General features: G+C 60.2%; 16 protein-coding genes. 6 read left to right on the forward strand and 10 right to left on the reverse strand.

The features are described from left to right. Positions 1 to 12: 12 nt before the first annotated feature. From FY528_RS19595 to purB, 4 genes are all read right to left on the reverse strand, one after another. Positions 13 to 960, reverse strand: coding sequence for a DUF8832 domain-containing protein (locus tag FY528_RS19595; RefSeq protein WP_149072716.1), 948 nt, complete (start codon positions 958 to 960; stop codon positions 13 to 15). 246 nt (positions 961 to 1,206) lie between these two features. Then, positions 1,207 to 1,689, reverse strand: a complete 483-nt coding sequence (locus tag FY528_RS19600; RefSeq protein WP_149072717.1) for a hypothetical protein — start codon at positions 1,687 to 1,689, stop codon at positions 1,207 to 1,209. Positions 1,690 to 2,024: 335 nt separating this feature from the next. Next, positions 2,025 to 3,131, reverse strand: coding sequence for a glycosyltransferase family 9 protein (locus tag FY528_RS19605; RefSeq protein ID WP_149072718.1), 1,107 nt, complete (start codon positions 3,129 to 3,131; stop codon positions 2,025 to 2,027). A 218-nt stretch (positions 3,132 to 3,349) separates the two neighbouring features. Beyond that, positions 3,350 to 4,714: an adenylosuccinate lyase gene (gene purB / locus FY528_RS19610; RefSeq protein ID WP_149072719.1), complete on the reverse strand. Its 1,365-nt coding sequence runs from the start codon at positions 4,712 to 4,714 to the stop codon at positions 3,350 to 3,352. A 159-nt stretch (positions 4,715 to 4,873) separates the two neighbouring features. On the opposite strand from purB, the gene FY528_RS19615 reads away from it, so the two are divergent. Further along, positions 4,874 to 7,009, forward strand: a complete 2,136-nt coding sequence (locus FY528_RS19615) for a biosynthetic peptidoglycan transglycosylase (protein ID WP_149072720.1) — start codon at positions 4,874 to 4,876, stop codon at positions 7,007 to 7,009. A gap of 81 nt (positions 7,010 to 7,090) precedes the next feature. Here FY528_RS19615 and FY528_RS19620 read toward each other — a convergent pair whose 3' ends face one another. The 3 genes from FY528_RS19620 to hemG form a co-directional block, all read right to left on the reverse strand. Beyond that, positions 7,091 to 8,017: a TerC family protein gene (locus tag FY528_RS19620; RefSeq protein WP_149072721.1), complete on the reverse strand. Its 927-nt coding sequence runs from the start codon at positions 8,015 to 8,017 to the stop codon at positions 7,091 to 7,093. Between the two features lie 63 nt (positions 8,018 to 8,080). After that, entirely contained in the window at positions 8,081 to 8,875 is a 795-nt protein-coding gene (locus FY528_RS19625) for a polyprenol monophosphomannose synthase (RefSeq protein ID WP_149072722.1), read from the reverse strand. Positions 8,876 to 8,893: 18 nt separating this feature from the next. Further along, on the reverse strand, positions 8,894 to 10,246 hold the full coding sequence (hemG, locus tag FY528_RS19630; protein WP_149072723.1) for a protoporphyrinogen oxidase: 1,353 nt from the start codon (positions 10,244 to 10,246) through the stop codon (positions 8,894 to 8,896). 67 nt (positions 10,247 to 10,313) lie between these two features. Here hemG and FY528_RS19635 point away from each other — a divergent pair, with 67 nt between their 5' ends. Next, positions 10,314 to 10,859 (forward strand): D-glycero-alpha-D-manno-heptose-1,7-bisphosphate 7-phosphatase, encoded by a 546-nt coding sequence (locus FY528_RS19635; RefSeq protein WP_149072724.1) that lies wholly within the window; start codon positions 10,314 to 10,316, stop codon positions 10,857 to 10,859. A gap of 79 nt (positions 10,860 to 10,938) precedes the next feature. Here FY528_RS19635 and FY528_RS21375 read toward each other — a convergent pair whose 3' ends face one another. The 3 genes from FY528_RS21375 to FY528_RS19640 all read right to left on the reverse strand — a co-directional run bounded on the left by FY528_RS21375 (position 10,939) and on the right by FY528_RS19640 (position 12,923). After that, positions 10,939 to 11,088 (reverse strand): hypothetical protein, encoded by a 150-nt coding sequence (locus FY528_RS21375; protein WP_187632213.1) that lies wholly within the window; start codon positions 11,086 to 11,088, stop codon positions 10,939 to 10,941. A 187-nt stretch (positions 11,089 to 11,275) separates the two neighbouring features. Next, the gene (locus FY528_RS21380; RefSeq protein ID WP_168681001.1) at positions 11,276 to 11,428 is read right to left on the reverse strand and encodes a hypothetical protein; all 153 of its coding nucleotides are present in this window, start codon (positions 11,426 to 11,428) and stop codon (positions 11,276 to 11,278) included. Positions 11,429 to 11,519: 91 nt separating this feature from the next. Continuing rightward, entirely contained in the window at positions 11,520 to 12,923 is a 1,404-nt protein-coding gene (locus FY528_RS19640; RefSeq protein ID WP_149072725.1) for a type III PLP-dependent enzyme domain-containing protein, read from the reverse strand. A gap of 285 nt (positions 12,924 to 13,208) precedes the next feature. Between FY528_RS19640 and FY528_RS19645 the strand changes: the two genes are divergently transcribed. The 4 genes from FY528_RS19645 (at position 13,209) to FY528_RS19660 (ending at position 17,517) form a co-directional block, all read left to right on the forward strand. Then, positions 13,209 to 14,183: an arginase gene (locus tag FY528_RS19645; RefSeq protein WP_149072726.1), complete on the forward strand. Its 975-nt coding sequence runs from the start codon at positions 13,209 to 13,211 to the stop codon at positions 14,181 to 14,183. A 169-nt stretch (positions 14,184 to 14,352) separates the two neighbouring features. After that, entirely contained in the window at positions 14,353 to 14,733 is a 381-nt protein-coding gene (locus FY528_RS19650) for a YbaY family lipoprotein (RefSeq protein ID WP_187632214.1), read from the forward strand. Positions 14,734 to 15,001: 268 nt separating this feature from the next. After that, positions 15,002 to 16,795, forward strand: coding sequence for an arginine--tRNA ligase (gene argS, locus FY528_RS19655; RefSeq protein ID WP_149072728.1), 1,794 nt, complete (start codon positions 15,002 to 15,004; stop codon positions 16,793 to 16,795). A 140-nt stretch (positions 16,796 to 16,935) separates the two neighbouring features. After that, positions 16,936 to 17,517, forward strand: a complete 582-nt coding sequence (locus tag FY528_RS19660) for an LOG family protein (RefSeq protein WP_149072729.1) — start codon at positions 16,936 to 16,938, stop codon at positions 17,515 to 17,517. The last annotated feature ends 123 nt before the right edge of the window (positions 17,518 to 17,640 follow it).

Below are 17,640 nucleotides of genomic sequence, written 5' to 3' on the forward strand. Positions count from 1 at the left end.
AAAGTGGGAAATCTAGGCCTTCACGTTGATAGTGAAGTCGCCGGTGTGGATTTTGCCCGCGTGGTTGAACTGCAGGAACACGCGGTAGAGGCCCGGCTTCTCGAAGTTGGTGTTGAAGCCGATGCTGGGGCCTTTATCAGCTTGTTCGTTGGGGTGCACGTGCAAATAGTTTTCCGTGTCCTCGCTGATGACTACCACGTGGCCCAGCGCGCCGAGGTAGTTGGCCAGGTCCGTAACGGGCTGCCCGTCTTTGCGGATGGTGATTTTCATGCCCAGCAGCTGCCCCGTTTTCAACTCCTTGTCAAAGGAAAGCGTGGCCTGGTAGCCGTCTTTTTCCCACTGCATATCATCATTCTTGAACCGGACGGGCGAGTAGGCCGGGCCTTTTACCGTGAGGGGCTGGCGGCCCAACTGGTGGCCCGCACCGGTGGGCGTGTAGTCCTGAAACAGCACGTACTCCCCACCCTTCGGGAAGGTGTACTGCACTTTGTAGTCGCCGGCCGCGGTGTACTCGGGGTGCTCGTGGTAGAACTGGCCCAGGTCCTTGCTCACGATGATGAGGTGAATCTTCTTCTCGTGCACCACGGCCAGCGGCACAGGGGCCGATTCGTTGCCGGTTTCACGCGGGGTAAAGGCCAGCGTGGTGGGCTGCCCGGCCGTCACCTGCATGGGCGTGGGCACGAGCTTCATCTCGTAGGTTTTGCCGTTGGACACGGCGTCGTTGTGTTCCAGCTTCATGCCGCATTTGGGGCACGTCTCGCCGTCCTGGGTGCTGGTCACCTCGGGGTGCATGGGGCAGGCGTAGGTGTGGCCGCCGGCGTGGTCGGCGGTGCCTTCGGCCGGGCCGTTGGTGGGCGTAGTGACGGTGTCGGCAGCGCTGCTGGATTCCGATTCGGAGGAGCAGCTGCTGATAGTGAGCAGGCCGGCCAGCGCGAGCAGGGAAAGGGGAAAGCGGTACATAAAAAGAAGGGGGAGGTTGAAGGAAGAAAACCGAATGCAGCCGCCCAAGTGGGTTGGGGCCGCAGGGGCCGGCTGGCGGGCAAGCCTTTGCCTTCCGGCCATCGGCGCGGAGCGGTGGAGCGGGGTAACGCCAGGAAACGGAGGTAAAGTGGCGCGGGCAACGGCCGGACATCATGCACCAACGCCAAGGCCCGCCCCGGACATAGCACAGCTATGCCAGGGCGAGCCTTGGGCACGCCAACTCAATCAGACCGTCAGGGACTGAATAAAGATGCGGATGTCGGGTATTTTGGGGGGCAGGTGCCGGCGCAGCACCAGCACGACTGAGTGCATACGGTCCCACGCGCCGGCAGAGGGCCGGCAAAAGACCCCGGTGCTGGCCGGGAGCAAAGCCGGGGCGGGCGAGAACAGCTGCTTCTCACCTGGTGTTGTCAGCGCCTTCAGAATGGCCGCGGACTTGTTTTTGCAGCAGTTTTCCTTGCTCGCGGGCTTAGAGCCGCAATGGCCGGGAGCCTGCTTGGCCTGAACCGGCTTCTGCTGGGCCTGGGCTTTGCCGTGACCGTGGCAGCCCGGGTGCGTGGGCTTCTGCAACGCGGAGGCCTGGGCTACCGGCGCGGCCGCGGCCGGGGTTATCGTTGCGCACCAGCACTGCCCTACGAACACGTTGACGAAGACGAGCAGGAAGCTCGTCGCCAGCAAACGGCGAACAGGGAACAGGCTACGGAACATACCGGGGACTAAACAACGGCAAAAATAGGCTTCTCCGCGAGAAGGCGGTACCGTATGCTTACCCCATTTCTAACCAGGGAGTTGCCGGGTAGTTTAGGGCTGCTGCTGCTTCGCCCGGGAAAAGTTGCCAAAAAGTGGCCTCAGGAACCTGATTTAGGCTACACCCTACCGAGCAGCCCTTGCCACCAAGGGCCGAATAATGCAAGCCCACGGCGAGATTATATAAGCCCGTGGTTGCCCGGCAGCGTTAATAGGTGCTGCTTCATTTTGGCCGGACTATCGGCTTGGTCGAGTCAATTCCAAACGGCAAAGTAGGCTATCCAGCGCCCTGCGCCTCAGCGTTCCTGCCTTGGCACACTCGCCCGCACGGCCTCGAATACCTTCTCAGCGGGCAAATCCTCCATGCAGCTGGTGCCGAGCTGGCAGGAACCCCGGTAAAAGCACACGCACTGCTTATCGGGCTGCACCAGCTGCCCCCGGCCGTATAGGTCGAATTCGTAAGGATTAAAGATGTTGTTCATCAGGATGGTGGGCTTGCGCAGGGCAATGCTGATGTGCATGGCCATAGTCACCTGCGTCACAATGCCGTCCATCTGGTACATGAGGTTGATGAACTGGGGCAGGGGGAAGGTACCAGGGTAGGCCGCGCCCGTGACGGCCTGCAGGCGGCGGTTGCGCTCATCCTCGGCTTCGCCGCCCAGCAGCACGGGGGCGTAGCCGGCTTGCTGGAGCTGCCCGATCAGCTGGGTCCACTTCTCGTCGCTCCACAGGCGCGTAGTCCACCGGTCGCCGCAGCCGGTGTTCAGGCCAATGCGGGGCTTACCCGTGGGCAGCTGGCGCCAGTTGTAGCCCTTGTCTTCGTGGGTGTCGAACACGTACTCCTCGCCCCGGAACTCGTAGCCGCACAGCTCAAAGATTTCCTGCACGTAGGGCTTCTGGTTTTGCTGACTGAGCTGGTCGAACACGCCGGTGAGGTACTTGTGCGCGGCCAGGTCGTTGCCGGGCCAGGCCACCCCGTACTGGGGGTGCAGGCGGTAGCCAAACTTCTCCGTGGCGTGCACCGAGTCGGCCAGGGCGCAGGCTTCCTTGTCTTTGTCGAGGTTGAAGAGTACGTCGAACGCCCGCTGCTGCAGGTGCAGTACGGAGGCCAGATCCAGCTTCAGGACTTCATCAATCTCGCCCTGGGGCAGGATGGCCGGCGTGAGCGTGAGCCAGGTGATTTTGGCCTGCGGGTACTCCTGCCGCAGCCGCCGCAGCAGGGGGGTAGTCCGGATAACATCCCCAATGGCCCCGAGCTTAATGATGAGCAGGCGCTGGTGCACCGGCGCGTACACGGGGCAGTCCTGGCACTGGTAGCCGTGCTCCTTATTGGGGCGGCAGGGAATATCACCGCGAAAATGGCGGCAGTCGGGGTGAACGGTAATACCGGAAAGAGAGGCCATGGGGCGCGGTTAAGAGGCGCGAAGATAAAGAGCCCGCCCGACTAGGGACAGAGTGAGCTAGTAAGGCCTAAATGGGCGAGGCCGCTAAAATCTGGCAGCTAACGGGCGAGTTGGCAGAGGAGGAAATCATGCCTAAATGCAACGAAGGACCTCACCATGCTCGTTCTTAAAGCATGATAAGGTCCTTCGCTGTGCTCAGGATGGTAAAGAAAAAAGGGCTACACGCCTACGTAGTTGCTGGGTGAAATAACCCGCAGCTCCTGCTTCACCGCTTCGCTCACGTTCAGGGTCTCGATAAATTCCCGGATGGTTTGCTGGGTGATGGCGCCCCCGGTGCGGGTGAGGGCCTTGAGGGCGTTGTAGGGGTCGGGGTAGTTTTCGCGGCGCAGGATGGTTTGCACGGCTTCGGCGACTACGGCCCAGTTGTCGTCCAGGTCGCGGCGCAGGGCGGCCTCGTCGAGGGCCAGCTTATCGAGGCCGCGCTGCAGGGCGGTGAGGGCAATGAGCGTGTGGCCCAGGGGCACGCCCAGGTTGCGCAGCACGGTGGAGTCCGTCAGGTCGCGCTGCAGGCGCGAAATGGGCAGCTTAGCCGAGAGGTGCTCCAGCACCGCGTTGGCCAAGCCCAGGTTGCCCTCGGCATTTTCAAAGTCGATGGGGTTAACCTTGTGCGGCATGGCTGAGGAACCCACTTCGCCGGCCTTAATGGTCTGGCGGAAATAACCCAGGGAAATGTACTGCCACACGTCCCGGGCCAGGTCCGTAAGGATGGTGTTGAGGCGCTTCACTCCGTCGCAGAGGGCCGCGAGGTGGTCGTAGTGCTCAATCTGGGTGGTAGGAAAGGAGCGGTGCAGCCCCAGCCGGTCCTGCACGAAGTGCTGCCCGAACTCGTGCCAGTTCACCTGCGGATACGCCACGTGGTGGGCGTTGAAGTTGCCGGTAGCCCCCCCGAATTTGGCCGCGAAGGGTACCTGGCTCAGCAGTTCCACCTGGGCATCGAGACGGGCCACAAACACCTGAATTTCCTTGCCCAGACGGGTGGGGGAGGCGGGCTGACCGTGGGTGCGGGCCAGCATGGGCACGGCCTCCCAGTCTTTAGCACGGCTGGCCAGCTGGTTGCGCACTTGCGCGTAGGCGGGCAGCAGCACCTTCACCACGGCGTGCTGCAGGCTGAGCGGAATGGCGGTGTTGTTGATATCCTGGGAAGTGAGGCCGAAGTGAATGAACTCCAGGTACTGGCCCAGACCCAGGGCCGTGAACTTGTCGCGCAGGAAGTACTCCACGGCTTTCACGTCGTGGTTCGTTACCTTTTCGTGGGCCTTCACGGCTTCGGCGTCTTCGGCCGAGAAGTCAAGGTAGATCTGACGCAGGTCCGTGAAAATGTCCTTGGATACCCCCTCCAGCTGGGGCAGGGGCAGCTGGCACAAGGCCACGAAGTACTCTACTTCCACCAGTACGCGGTAGCGAATGAGGGCCAGCTCCGAGAAGAAGGCGGCCAGGGGCACGGTTTGGCGGCGGTAGCGCCCATCCAGCGGCGACACGGCGGTGAGAGCAGAGAAAGAGGTAGTATCGGTTGAGGCAGACATGCGTATACGAAAAAGACCTGACGCGCCAAAGGTACACAATGGCCTTGGCGCCCGGGTAGCCCACGCGGCGCTTTTCCCTACCTTTGTGTTCCGAGCGGCGGCGGGTTCGGCACGAATCTGGCAAGGCCCGGCCGCGACTGTCCCCCTCTGTTTGTGCGCGTGAATCCAGCAACGAAGAAAAAAATAGGTATTGGTGTAGGTGCTGTAGTAGCCCTGCTGGGTATTGCCCTGGCCGTGTTTCTGCTCAAGCGCCAGGAGTTGCTGCAGTATGCCCTGCGTGAGGTGAAAGCCAAGGTGGAGAAGAAGTACCCCGTGACCCTCACGCTGGGGCCGGCCCGCTTTACCGACCTGAACACGGTGCGCATCGATGGGGTGACGCTGGTGCCCACCGGCCAGGATACGCTCCTGCAGGCCCGGCGCATCAACGCCTCTATCAGCTTAAAAACGCTGTTTGCTCGCCGCCCGGTGTTCAGCGACCTGCAAATTGACTCGGCCCGCGTAACTGCTCAGAAAACCGCTACAACCAACAACTACGCGTTTTTCTTCGCCAAGAAGAAGCCCACAGTCAAGCGCGATACTACGCAGGGAGCAAACTACGGCCTGCTGCTAAACCAGCTGCTGGAAACGGCTTTCGACAACGTGCCCGGGGAGGCCGACTTTCGCAGCTTCCTGGTAACGTACCGCAGCCCTGAGCACAATGCCACGCTCACCATGCCGCGCTTCGCCATTGAAGACGGCGACCTGACCGGGCAGCTCACGGCCGACATTGACTCCGTAGTAAACACCTTCGGGCTGCAGGGCCACATTGAGCCCGGCGACTATGCCTTGGATGCCAAGGTATACGGCCTGGAAGGTCGGCCGGTGGTGTTGCCCTACGTACAGCGCCGCTACGGGGCCCGCGTGCAGTTTGACACGGTGCGCGTGAGCTTGTCCGACAAAGACCTGGACGACGACCAGCTGACGGTGCGGGGCACGGCCTGGGCCCGCAACTTTGTGGTAAACCACCCCAAGCTGGCCGACCACGACGTGCGCTTCCCGCGCAGTGGCATCGACTACGTGCTGACGTTGGGCAAGGCCTACGGGGCCGTAGAGAAAGGCACCAAGGTTACGCTCAACCAGATGGAGTTTTTTCCGGAGGTATCGGTGCGCAAGCTGCCCCGGCAGCAACGCGTCATGAGCGAAGCCAACGGGGTAGAGTCGCCGGATGAGATGCTGGCGGGCCTGCAGGTGAAGGCCAACATCGTTTCGGGCGAAACCAAGGCCAACGACTTCTTCTCCGCCCTGCCCCAGGGCATGTTCAGCACGCTGGAAGGCACGCAGGGCGAAGGCACGCTCACCTACCGCCTCCTGGCCGACCTGGACATGAACCAGCTCGACAGCCTCAAGTTCAGCTCCTCCCTTACGGGCAAGAATTTTCGCCTCACGCGCTTTGGCCGCGAAGACCTGAGCAAGCTGAACACGCCTTTCGAGTACACCGCCTACAACGACAAGGGCGACTCCATTAAAACCTTCCAGGTGGGGCCGCCGAACCCTAAGTTCGTGCCCTTCGACCAAGTGGCTCCTTACCTGAAATACGCCATCCTGACGGCTGAAGACCCGCGTTTCTTCACGCACAAAGGGTTTATGGCCAAGGCTTTTGTGAAGTCCATTATTCAGAATATCAAGGAAAAGCGGTTTGCCCGGGGCGGCAGTACCATTTCCATGCAGCTGGTGAAGAACGTGTTTCTGACCCGGCAAAAAACCGTGACGCGCAAGATTGAGGAAGCCCTCATTGTGTGGCTGATTGAGAATACCCGCGTGGCCACCAAGGAGCGGATGATGGAAGTGTACCTCAACATCATTGAGTGGGGTCCAAAAATCTACGGGGTGAAAGAAGCCGCGCAGTTCTACTTCAGCAAGGAGCCCAATGAGCTGAACCTGTCCGAAAGCCTGTACCTGGCCAGCATTATTCCGCGCCCGAAACGCTACCGACTTGGCTTCAACAATTATGGCGAAATGCGTCGGAGCGCCCGGTATTTCCACCGGCTTATCGCCCAACTGATGGCCCGCAAAGGCTACATCTCACAGGCCGAGTATGAGGGCTTGGGCTACTCCGTGAACTTCAGCAACCCCAGCCGCATGGGCTTCGTCCCCCGCCCCGATACGACCCGCACCGTGGTGGCCGCCGACTCCGCCCAGTACCAGCCCCTGAATTTGATAGACCTGCTCGGTGGAGGCGCCGATGAGGGCGTGAACACCAACACGCCCGCTGAAGAAGGTGGCGCCGCACCCGCGCAGGCTCCCACCAAAAACTAAGCAGCTACTGTGTGCTGTAAAAAAGGCCCCTTCTGCTGATCCAGAAGGGGCCTTTTTTAGTGCGTTATACGGCTAAGGCATTTACTCTTCTTTCTTCGGCAGGGGGCGCAACAAGGACAGCACCACCGAGCCCAGCAGCAAAACACCGACCACGCCCAGCGAAATACTCATGGGCACGTGCACAAACTCCGAAACCAGCAGCTTACCGCCGATAAAGACGAGAATCAGGGCCAGTCCGTAGTGCAGGTAGTGAAACAGCTGCATCAGGCCGGCCAGGGCGAAATACAAGGCCCGCAAGCCCAGCAGCGCAAATACGTTGGAGGTAAACACGATGAACGTGTTGCGGGAAACCGCCAGAATAGCCGGAATGGAGTCGGCGGCAAAGACGACGTCGGTGGTTTCCACCATCACCAGCACCACAAAGAGCGGGGTAGCAAACAGCAGCTTTTCCTTGCGCACGAAAAACTTGCCGCCTTCCAGCTTGCTGGTGATGGGCAGGTGACGGCTCAGAAACTTTACTACGGGGTTGGCGTCGGGGTCAATTTCCGGCTCCCCGGCCGAAGCGGCCATTTTTACCCCGGTATAGACCAGGAAGGCACCCAGCAGGTAAAGCAGAAAGTGAAACTTGGCCAGCAGGGCTGCGCCCACCAGAATAAACACCGCCCGCAGCACCAGGGCCCCAATAATTCCCCAGAACAGGATTTTGTGCTGGTATTCCTGCGGCACCCGGAAGTAGGTGAAAATCAGCAGAAAAACGAACAGATTATCGACGCTCAGGGACTTCTCGATGAGGTAGCCCGTGAGAAATTCCAGGGCCGGTTGCCGGCCCATAGTGCGCAGCACCAGGTAGTTGAAACACAGGGACAGTACAATCCATAAGGCGCTCCAGCCCAAGGCCTCGCGCATTTGCACCACGTGGGCCTTGCGGTTGAAAACCAGCAGGTCGAGGAGCAGCATAGCCAGCACAAAGGCCGTAAAAGCCGCCCAGAACAAAGGAGTATTTTCCATGCAGCAACAAGCTACGCCCAACTGCTATGTGCGGCCGGGCGAAGTTGAAGGTAGCAGAAAATCTTAGCGGGTTTCGGAAGCCGAGGACAAGGGAGGCGTTGCAACAGGCAGTGGCGCCTGCGTTTCGGCCCGGTCGAAGCGCCGGAACAGGCTGCTCAGCTTCATTTGCACCACGCCCAGCAAGGCTTCCTTGAAGATGCCCTTGCTCATCTTAGACGCCCCGCGGGTCCGGTCGGTGAAAATAATGGCCACTTCCTTGATGCGGAAGCCATATTTGAAGGCCAGCCACTTCATCTCAATCTGGAAGGCATAGCCGATAAAGCGGATTTTCTCGAGCGGGATGGTGCGCAGCACCCGGGCCGTATAGCATTTAAAGCCGGCCGTAGCATCCATGATGGGCATGCCCGTAACCAGCCGCACGTAGGCCGAGGCGAAGTACGACATGAGTACCCGGCTCATGGGCCAGTTCACCACATTCACCCCGTGGATGTAGCGGGAGCCAATGGCCATGTCGTAGCCTTGGGTGGCGCAGGCATCGTAGAGCTTGAGCAGATCCTCGGGGTTATGCGAGAAGTCGGCGTCCATTTCGAACAGGTAGCTGTAGCCGCGGGCCAGCCCCCACTTAAAGCCGTGCAGGTACGCCGTGCCCAGCCCGAGCTTGCCCGCGCGCTGCTCCAGAAACAAGCGGCCAGAAAACTCCGGCATCAGGTCGCGCACTATCTGTGCCGTGCCATCGGGTGAGCCGTCGTCGATAATCAGGACATCAAACAGCTTCGCCAGCGAAAACACTTTGCGAATGATGAGCTCGGCGTTTTCTCGCTCGTTGTAAGTTGGTATAAGGACGAGCGAATCGTTCATTTGGCCAAATATACTAAGTCAGGCGGTGGAAGCCGCCGAAATTTTTCCGGCAATCTGCCGCGCATATCGCACACAATCGGGGACGGAGATGCCCGCCTGCCAATTAGACACCACTTGCAGACCTTGGGTTGCCAGCTCGGCCGCGGCAGCTCGGGCCGGAGCCAGGTGGGCATCGGCCTGGGGTATAGCCCGCTCCCACACGTAGCGGCGCTGCCACTGCGGAGCCGGGGCCGAAATGCCGTAGAGCCGACATAGTTCCTCGTGCACGCGGGGCAACATAACCGCCTCGGCATCGTGGGCTTTGGCGGGGGACTGCGCGCCGCCTACAAACGTCGTAAACAGCACTTCATCGGCAGGGCAGCGGTCGGGGTAGAGGGAGCTGCTCCAGATGCTGCCGGCCGCGTACGTGCCTTCTACTTGCGGGTGCAGCGCCCCGAAGCCGTGGAGCGCGTGCTGCACATCGGCCCGCCGGTAGGCCGTGTGTACGGCCGTCATTGGTGGGTAGTAAACGTCCCCTATAAGGGCTGCCTGGGCCGGAAACAGAGGCTGCAGCAGTTCGGCCGCGACGTGAGCCGGTAGGGCTATCAGCACTTGGGAATAGGTCCGATCCTGAAAGGCACCGCTGGGCGTACTCACTTGAAAGCCGCCCTCGGCAGTACGGGTAAGCGCCGTTACGGGCTGATGGAAATACACGTTTCCGGCTAGCCGGGCCGCCAGCGCATCGGGGAGGGCCTGCAGGCCACCGCGCAAGGAAACGGTACGGCGGCGCTGCCCTACGCCGGCTTTGGCCAGGCCGCGCAGCACCGAGCCATGCTGCTGCTCCAGCTCTACCAGCTTGGGAAAAGCCTCCTGCACCCGCAGCTGGGTTGGGTCGCCGGCATAAATACCCGCCACAAAGGGGTTAACGGCATAGTCGACTACCTCCTGGTTGAAGCGGCGACGGAAAAAAGCAGCTACAGTTTCCGTAGCATCGGGGGCCGCGGCGGGCCGGGTCAGCTCACGCAGAATGCTGAGCTTGGTTTTCCAGCTAAAGAAGCCGGACGCCAGCAGCCCGGGCGGCGAGGCCGGCAGCTTACGGTACTGTCCCCCGCGAAGGATGTAGCGGTTGGCCCCCACGCCCGGCGGCGGATCCTGAATCTGGCCGGTTAAGTCCAGTTCGCCTATCAGCTCTTCCAGCTCGGGCGAGAGTAGGAGAGAGTTTGGGCCCAGCTCGGTGGTGTAGCTGCCTTCGCGCCGGCTGCGCATGTTGCCGCCCGGCTCGTCGGCCGCTTCAAACAAGTCAACGTCCACGCCGGCCTGGTTGAGGTAATAAGCGGCGGTGAGGCCCGTGATGCCGCCCCCCAGAATGGCAATGCGCGTCGGTGTAGGCATTGGGTATGCAGATAGGATACGGTGCAAAAGTACGCCCGCCTGCACCAGGAATCCGTAGTTTTGCCCCATGATTCCTGGTAATTCCTTGGCGCCGCCCGCGGGCAAAGCCGTTTTTCTGGACCGCGACGGGGTGCTGAACCGTGAAATGGGCGACTACGTGTGGCGCCCGGCCGAGTTTGAGGTACTACCCGGCGTACCCGAGGCGCTTCAGCTATTGAAGGCCGCTGGCTATTATCTTATCGTGGTTACCAACCAGGCGGGTATTGCCAAGCAGCTTTACACCGCCGCCGACGTGCAGGCCTGCCACGCCAAGCTGCAGGCAGCCTGCGGCGGGGTGTTGGATACCCTGTACTTTGCCCCGGCGCATCCGTCCGTCTCGGAATCATTGCTACGCAAGCCGGATTCGCTGATGCTGGAAAAAGCCATGGCCCGGTTCCACCTCAACCCTGCCTCCTGCTGGATAGTAGGCGACCGGCTGCGCGATATGGAGGCCGGAGCCAAAGTAGGCGTGCCCGGTATCCTCGTAGGCGCCACGGAGCCGGTGGACTATGCCCGGCAGACCCCCGACCTGCTGGCCGCCGCCAAGCTTATTCTGGAAGTGTCGACAGTATAGCTAACGACTAAGCGGAAACAGCACGTCCCCTTTCTGCTCGGTGCAGTAGGGGGACGTGCTGTTTCGGGAGCGATAAACGCTACTGCTGGGGAGTAGGGGCAGCGGTGCTGGCCAGCACGGCGGTAGCGGTGTGCGTAGCGGGCTTTGTAAAGGAGTACGCGGGGCATTTAGTGCGGCACGAGGCCAGGCCGGCAAGTCCAATACAAGCCATGAAAAGCAGCTTCTTCATGATTAAATGCAAAGAGGGGAAATTGAGCAAATGGCGAATGCCTTCTTGTCGCTGAAGGCAAATCCTGCGCTAAACGTTCCCGGTTGCCCGGTAATCTTTAATCAAGCAGAAAAATGGCAAACGCAAAAAGCCGGTTCCTGCTCTAGCAGAAACCGGCTTTTATCCTATAGCCCTCGGGCTGGAAAACTTACTGACGCTCGGTGCTCGTAGCGGTGCTGGCGGAAATAGTGGAGGAAACGCGGTTGGCTTCCTTCGTGCTGGTGTAAGCGGGGCACTTGGTGCGGTTGCAGGCGCCCAGGCCTACCAGCGCCACCGAGGCGAGAATCAGTAATTTTTTCATCGTGCGGGCAGAAAAGTTATAGTAGAAGAGCAAGTCCGAAACCAAAAGTACAATTCAGCGGCCGGTGCGGCAAGCATTTACCGCAAATACCTTAGGCCTGATACCCCAGGATGCGCATCATCGACTCCCCGCTCTGCTGCTCGGCAAATACGTAGTCGGTGAGGGTACCATCGGCGTCCCGGTCCAGAATCACCATTTTGGGGGCCGGAATCAGGCAGTGCTTGATGCCGCCGTAGCCCGAAAGGCTTTCCTGGTAGGCGCCGGTATGGAAAAAGCCCACGTATAGCGGCTTGGGGTCCTTGGCCGGTTTGCGCTCGGGCAGAAACACCTGGTAGATGTGCTTTTCGGCATTATAGTAATCCTGGGAGTCGCAGGTGAGACCACCCAGCTGAATCTTCTTGTACTGCTTGTCCCAGCCATTCAGGGCCAGCATGATAAAGCGCTGATTGAGGGCCCAGGTATCGGGCAGGTTGGTAATGAACGAGCCATCAATCATGTACCACAGCTCCTTGTCGTTCTGCAGCTTCTCATCGAGAATGGAGTAGATGGTCGCCCCGGACTCGCCCACCGTGAAAATGCCGAACTCGGTGAAAATGTCGGGCTCGGGCACGCCTTCTTCCTGGCAGATGCGCTGAATGGTGCGCAGCACCTCCTCAATCATGTAGGGGTAGTCGTACTCCTTCTGGATGGACGTCTGGATGGGCAGGCCGCCCCCAATGTCGATGGTCGTCAGCGTGTCGCAGACCTTACGCAGCTCGCAGTACTGGTGCACAAAGCGGCTCAACTCCGACCAGTAGTAGCTGGTGTCCTTGATGCCGGTGTTGATGAAGTAGTGCAGCATGGTGAGCTCAAAGCGCGGGTCGTGCTTGATTTTTTGCTCGTAAAGCGGAATGGCGTCGGCGTAGCGGATGCCCAGGCGCGAGGTGTAGAACTGAAACCGTGGCTCCTCGTCGGACGCCAGGCGCATGCCCACGCTGCACTTCTCCCGCACGTTGTCGTGGTAGTAATCCACTTCGTTGGGCGAGTCAAGAATGGGCATGCAGTTCACGAATCCGTCGTTGATGAGGCGCGTGATTTCGTGCTTGTACTCGTCGGTTTTGAAGCCGTTGCAGATGATAAAGGTGTCTTTCGAGACTTTGCCTTTGGCGTGCATGGCCCGGATGATGTTGGTATCAAACCAGGACGAGGTTTCGATATGAACCCCGTTTTTCAGGGCTTCTTCCACTACAAAGCTAAAGTGCGAAGCTTTGGTGCAGTAGGCGTAGGAGTACTTGCCCTGGTAACCGGTTTTCTCGATGCCCACCCGGAACCACTCCTTGGCGCGCTGGATCTGAGAAGAAATCTTGGGCAGGTACGTCAGGCGCAGGGGCGTGCCGTGCTTTTCCACCAGGGCCATCAGGTCGATGTCGTGGAAGCGCAGCTCGTTTTTCTCTACGCGGAACTCCTCGGTGGGAAAATCAAAGGTCTGGGAAATCAGGTCGTGGTAAGTATCCATGTGGGGTCTTGGGGTCTTGGGGTCTTGGGGTCTTAGATTCAGGGTGTTGAATAGGGTGTTGAATAGGGTGGAGCCGGAAAGCTCTACAATTATCCAAGACCCTAAGACCCTAAGACCCCAAGACCCTATTATCTTGCGTGGGCAAAGATACCCCGCCTGCGGGGTTTTGGTTGTGCTTTGTTCGTTGGTTGCGCCGGAAGGTCCGCGCGCGTCAAGCCTGAGAGGACCCCACCCGCTCAATCGGCAAGCATCTAAACCACCTAACCTCTTTCCTGCCAATGTAATATGCGACGCATTAAGCTTCTGGAAGTACGGTCCGAACTCGGCGCCGGAACCCGTGGTGCCAGTCTGGGCATTGATGCCCTGAAGGTAGCCTGCCTCAACAAGGGCTCCGATTACTTCCGTCGGTTCAACTCCGTGCAAGTGCCGGACCTGAACCACGTGCTCTTCGACAAAACCCATTTTCCGAAGGCCAAGCACATCGACTCCATTTATACCGTGCAGAAGGGCATTGCCGGCGCGGTGGAGCAAACCCTGCGCTTTGGGGAGTTTCCGCTGGTCTTGGCCGGCGACCATAGCAACGCCTCCGCCACCATTGCGGGCATTAAGGCGGCTTACCCTCACAAAACTCTGGGCGTAGTGTGGGTAGATGCCCACGCCGACATTCACTCGCCGTATACTACGCCCTCCGGCAACATGCACGGCATGCCGCTGGCCATCAGCCTGGGCGATGATAACCGCCAGTGCCAGCGCAACCAGCCCGAGCCCGAAACCGAGTTTTTCTGGCAGCGCCTGAAGAACCTGGGCGAACCAGGCCCCAAAATCACCCCCGACCACCTGGTGTACGTGGTGGTGCGCGATACGGAGGCCGAGGAAAACGCCATCATCGAGCGGCTCGGCATCAAAAACTATAAGCTCGACGAAGTAAAAGCCAAAGGCACCCGCCGCGTGGCCCGCGAAATCTATGAGCGCCTGCGCTTCTGCGACATGGTGTACGTGAGCTTCGATGTGGACTCCCTGGACTCCCGCTTCTCGAAAGGCACCGGCACTCCCGTAGAAGAAGGTCTGAACGTGGAAGAAGCCATCAGCCTGTGCCGTGCCCTGCTCGACAACGACCGGGTGGTGTGCTTTGAGATGGTGGAAATTAACCCCACCCTGGACTCGGAGAATACCATGGCCACCAATGCCTTTGATATTCTGGAAGCCGCCACCGACGCCATTCAGCGGCGCCTGCGGCTAGAGGAAGTCGTGAGCCGCTAAATAAACTAGCTGGCCCGGCTTAGTCAGAAGCTTGATTTCTTGGCAAACAGGAAAAAGCGGATACATTCGTGCCTAGCGCTGCGGCTGTATCCGCCCACTGGTTGTCTCCATGAAAAACTGCCTGCTTTCGTCCTTATTCGCCCTGCTTTTGTTGGCTTCCTGCACGACCATGCCGCCTGCGACCGGCAGCGGCGGCAAGCCCACGGCGGCGGTGGCCAAGGACTCTATTACCGGCACCGTAACGTACCGGGAGCGGATGGCCCTGTCGCCCACGGCCGTCGTGCGGCTGCAGCTGCAGGATGTGTCCCAACCGGGCGTGGCGGCTACCGTTATTGACTCGGTTACGCTACGGCCCCAGGGCCGGCAGGTACCCCTGGATTTTGTGCTGCGCTTCGACCCCAGCCGCATTCAGGAAAACATGACCTACGCGGTAGAAGCCCGGATTGAGGACGCCGGGCAGCTGATGTTCCGCACCGATGTAGCTTACCCGGTGCTCACGCGGGGCAACCCCAAGCAAGTGCAGCTCATGCTGCGCCGGGCCAGCCGCTAGCCTGCGGGGCTCAGCTGCAACTTTTTGGTGGCCATCCGGCTGGGCTTTCTACCTTTGCGGCGGCAGCAGCCAACGTCCGGCGCTGCCCATCCTCTCATGAAGCCACGCCCCCAAATTCAGCTCCAACGACGATTCTAGCGTAAGCTGCGCCCCCGGCCGGATTGCTCCGGCGCCCGGCGGCCGCGGGTTACGCTTGGTCTGCTTGCTACTTTTTCGGGGGGACTGACCTGCTGGCGGCCCCGCTTCATCTTCGCATTTCGCTTTTTCCGTGCAACAACTCGAACAAACGCTCAAAGCCGCCCTAGGGGCAGCCATTCAACAGGTTTTCGGTCAGGAAGTACCCGTCAGCCAGCTCACGTTGCAGCCCACGCGCAAGGAGTTTGCCGGCCAGTTTACCCTGGTCACGTTTCCCTTCACCAAAACGCTCGGCAAAGGCCCCGAGCAGATAGGCCAGGCAGTAGGGGAGTGGCTGGTAGCCAATGCCCCGCTCGTGCAAGGCTACAACGTGGTGAAAGGCTTTCTGAACCTGGAAATTGCCGATGCCGAGTGGGTGAAGGTATTCGACCAGCTCCGGCAGCTGCCGGCGGGCACGCCGGTAGCCACGGGCGGCCCCCAGAACGTGGTGGTGGAATACTCCTCGCCCAACACCAACAAGCCCCTGCACCTGGGCCACCTGCGCAACAACTTCCTGGGGTACTCCGTGGCTGAGATTCTGAAGGCTACCGGCGCTACCGTTACCAAAGCCAACCTCGTCAACGACCGGGGCATTCACATCTGCAAGTCGATGCTGGCCTACCAGCAGTACGGGCAGGGCGAAACCCCGCAGAGTGCCGGCATGAAAGGCGACCATCTGGCCGGTAAGTACTACGTGCTGTTTGAGAAGCACTATCGGGAGCAAATCAAGCAACTCGAAGCCGAAGGTGTACTGCCGGAGGTAGCCAAGCGCCAGGCTCCCATGATGCTGGAAGCCCAGGACATGCTGCGCGCCTGGGAAGCCGGCGACGAAGAAGTGGTGAGCCTGTGGAAGCAGATGAATGGCTGGGTGTACGAGGGTTTCAATGAAACCTACCAAACCATCGGTGTCGATTTTGACAAGTACTATTACGAGTCGGGCACCTACCTGCTGGGCAAGGAGCGAGTAGAGGAAGGCCTGCAGAAGGGGGTGTTCTTCCGCAAAGAAGATGGCTCGGTGTGGGTGGACCTGAAGGAGGAAGGTCTCGATGAGAAGCTGCTGCTCCGCGCCGACGGCACCTCCGTGTACATGACTCAGGACCTGGGCACGGCCGAGCTCAAGTACCAGGATTTCCACTACGACCTGAGCGTGTACGTCATTGCCGACGAGCAGAACTACCACATGCAGGTGCTCAAGGCCGTACTGAAAAAGCTGGGCAAGCCCTACGCCGACGCCATCTACCACCTCAGCTACGGCATGGTGGACCTGCCCTCGGGCAAGATGAAAAGCCGGGAAGGCACCGTGGTAGACGCCGATGAGCTGGTGCGCGAAGTGGTGGAAGCGGCCAAAACGGCCACCCTGGAGAAAGGCAAAACCGAGGGCCTCACCGAGCAGGAGGCGGCGCGGCTCTACCACATGCTGGGGCTGGGCGCGCTGAAATACTACCTGCTCAAAGTAGACCCCAAGAAGCGTATGCTCTTCAACCCCGAGGAGTCGGTGAGCCTGGAAGGGCACACAGGGCCGTTCATTCAGTACTCGCACGCCCGTATTTCCGCCATCCGGCGCAAAGCCGCGGAGCTGGGCATTGCTGAAGACGCCCCGCTGACGGGCATTACCGAGCTGCATGCTACCGAGCGGGAACTCGTGCAGGAACTGGCCCGCTACGCCGCCGTGGTAGCCGAAGCCGCCCGCACCCAGTCGCCGGCCGTGGTGGCGCAGTACGCCTACGACGTAGCCAAGGCCTATAACCGGGTGTACACCGAAGTAGAAATCTTCCGCGAAAACGACGCTGCCAAAAAAGCCTTCCGGGTGGCCCTGTCGGCCCAGACGGCCCAGGCCATCAAAGCCAGCATGGGCCTGCTGGGCATTGAGGTGCCGGAGCGGATGTAGTTTAGTACCGGCCGAGCAGTGAATTTTGACCGAATAAGTCCTTGGCGTAAACCTCACGCCAGGGACTTATTGTTTGTTTACGTAACGGAGAGCAGCGGGCCGGCGCATGGTCTGGTTTTGCTTCTCCCTAATCACCGAAGATGAAAAGTGTAGCCGTGTATTGTGGCGCCAGCAGTGGCAGCAACCAATTGTTTACCGACCAGGCCCGGCTGATGGGGCGCATCCTGGCCGAGCGCAACCTGACCCTGGTGTACGGAGGTGGCCGCGTAGGGCTGATGGGCACCATTGCCGACAGCGTGCTGGAGCACGGCGGGCAGGCCATAGGCGTGATTCCCGATTTCCTGGCCGATAAGGAGCTGGCTCATATCGGCCTCACGCAGCTGCACGTGGTAACCAGTATGCACGAGCGGAAACTGAAAATGGCCGAGTTGGCCGAGGGCTTCGTGGCCATGCCCGGAGGCTACGGCACGCTGGAAGAGCTGTTTGAAGTACTCACCTGGGGGCAGCTGGGTTTGCACAAGAAGCCCGTGGCTGTGCTCAACGTGGCTGGCTACTACGACCACCTGCTCCGCGCCCTCGACCATATGGCCGACGAGGAGCTGCTGCGCCGCGAAAACCGGAGCCAGCTCCTGCAAGCTGCCGACCCTGCCGCCTTATTGGACCAGATGGACCGCTGGCAGCCTATCGATGTAGAAAAATGGCTTACGCCGCGTACCAGCTAACCTAGCTGGCTGGTAAAGACTTGGGTAGAGAGAAAAGCCTTATCTTCGGGTAATGCAGCCGGCACCCTGCCAGGGGTAGTATCTTAGCGGCTGCAACACACATCCGCCCTCTCCACCGTTCTT

The organism is Hymenobacter lutimineralis, from assembly GCF_008271285.1.
Lineage (GTDB): Bacteria > Bacteroidota > Bacteroidia > Cytophagales > Hymenobacteraceae > Hymenobacter > Hymenobacter lutimineralis.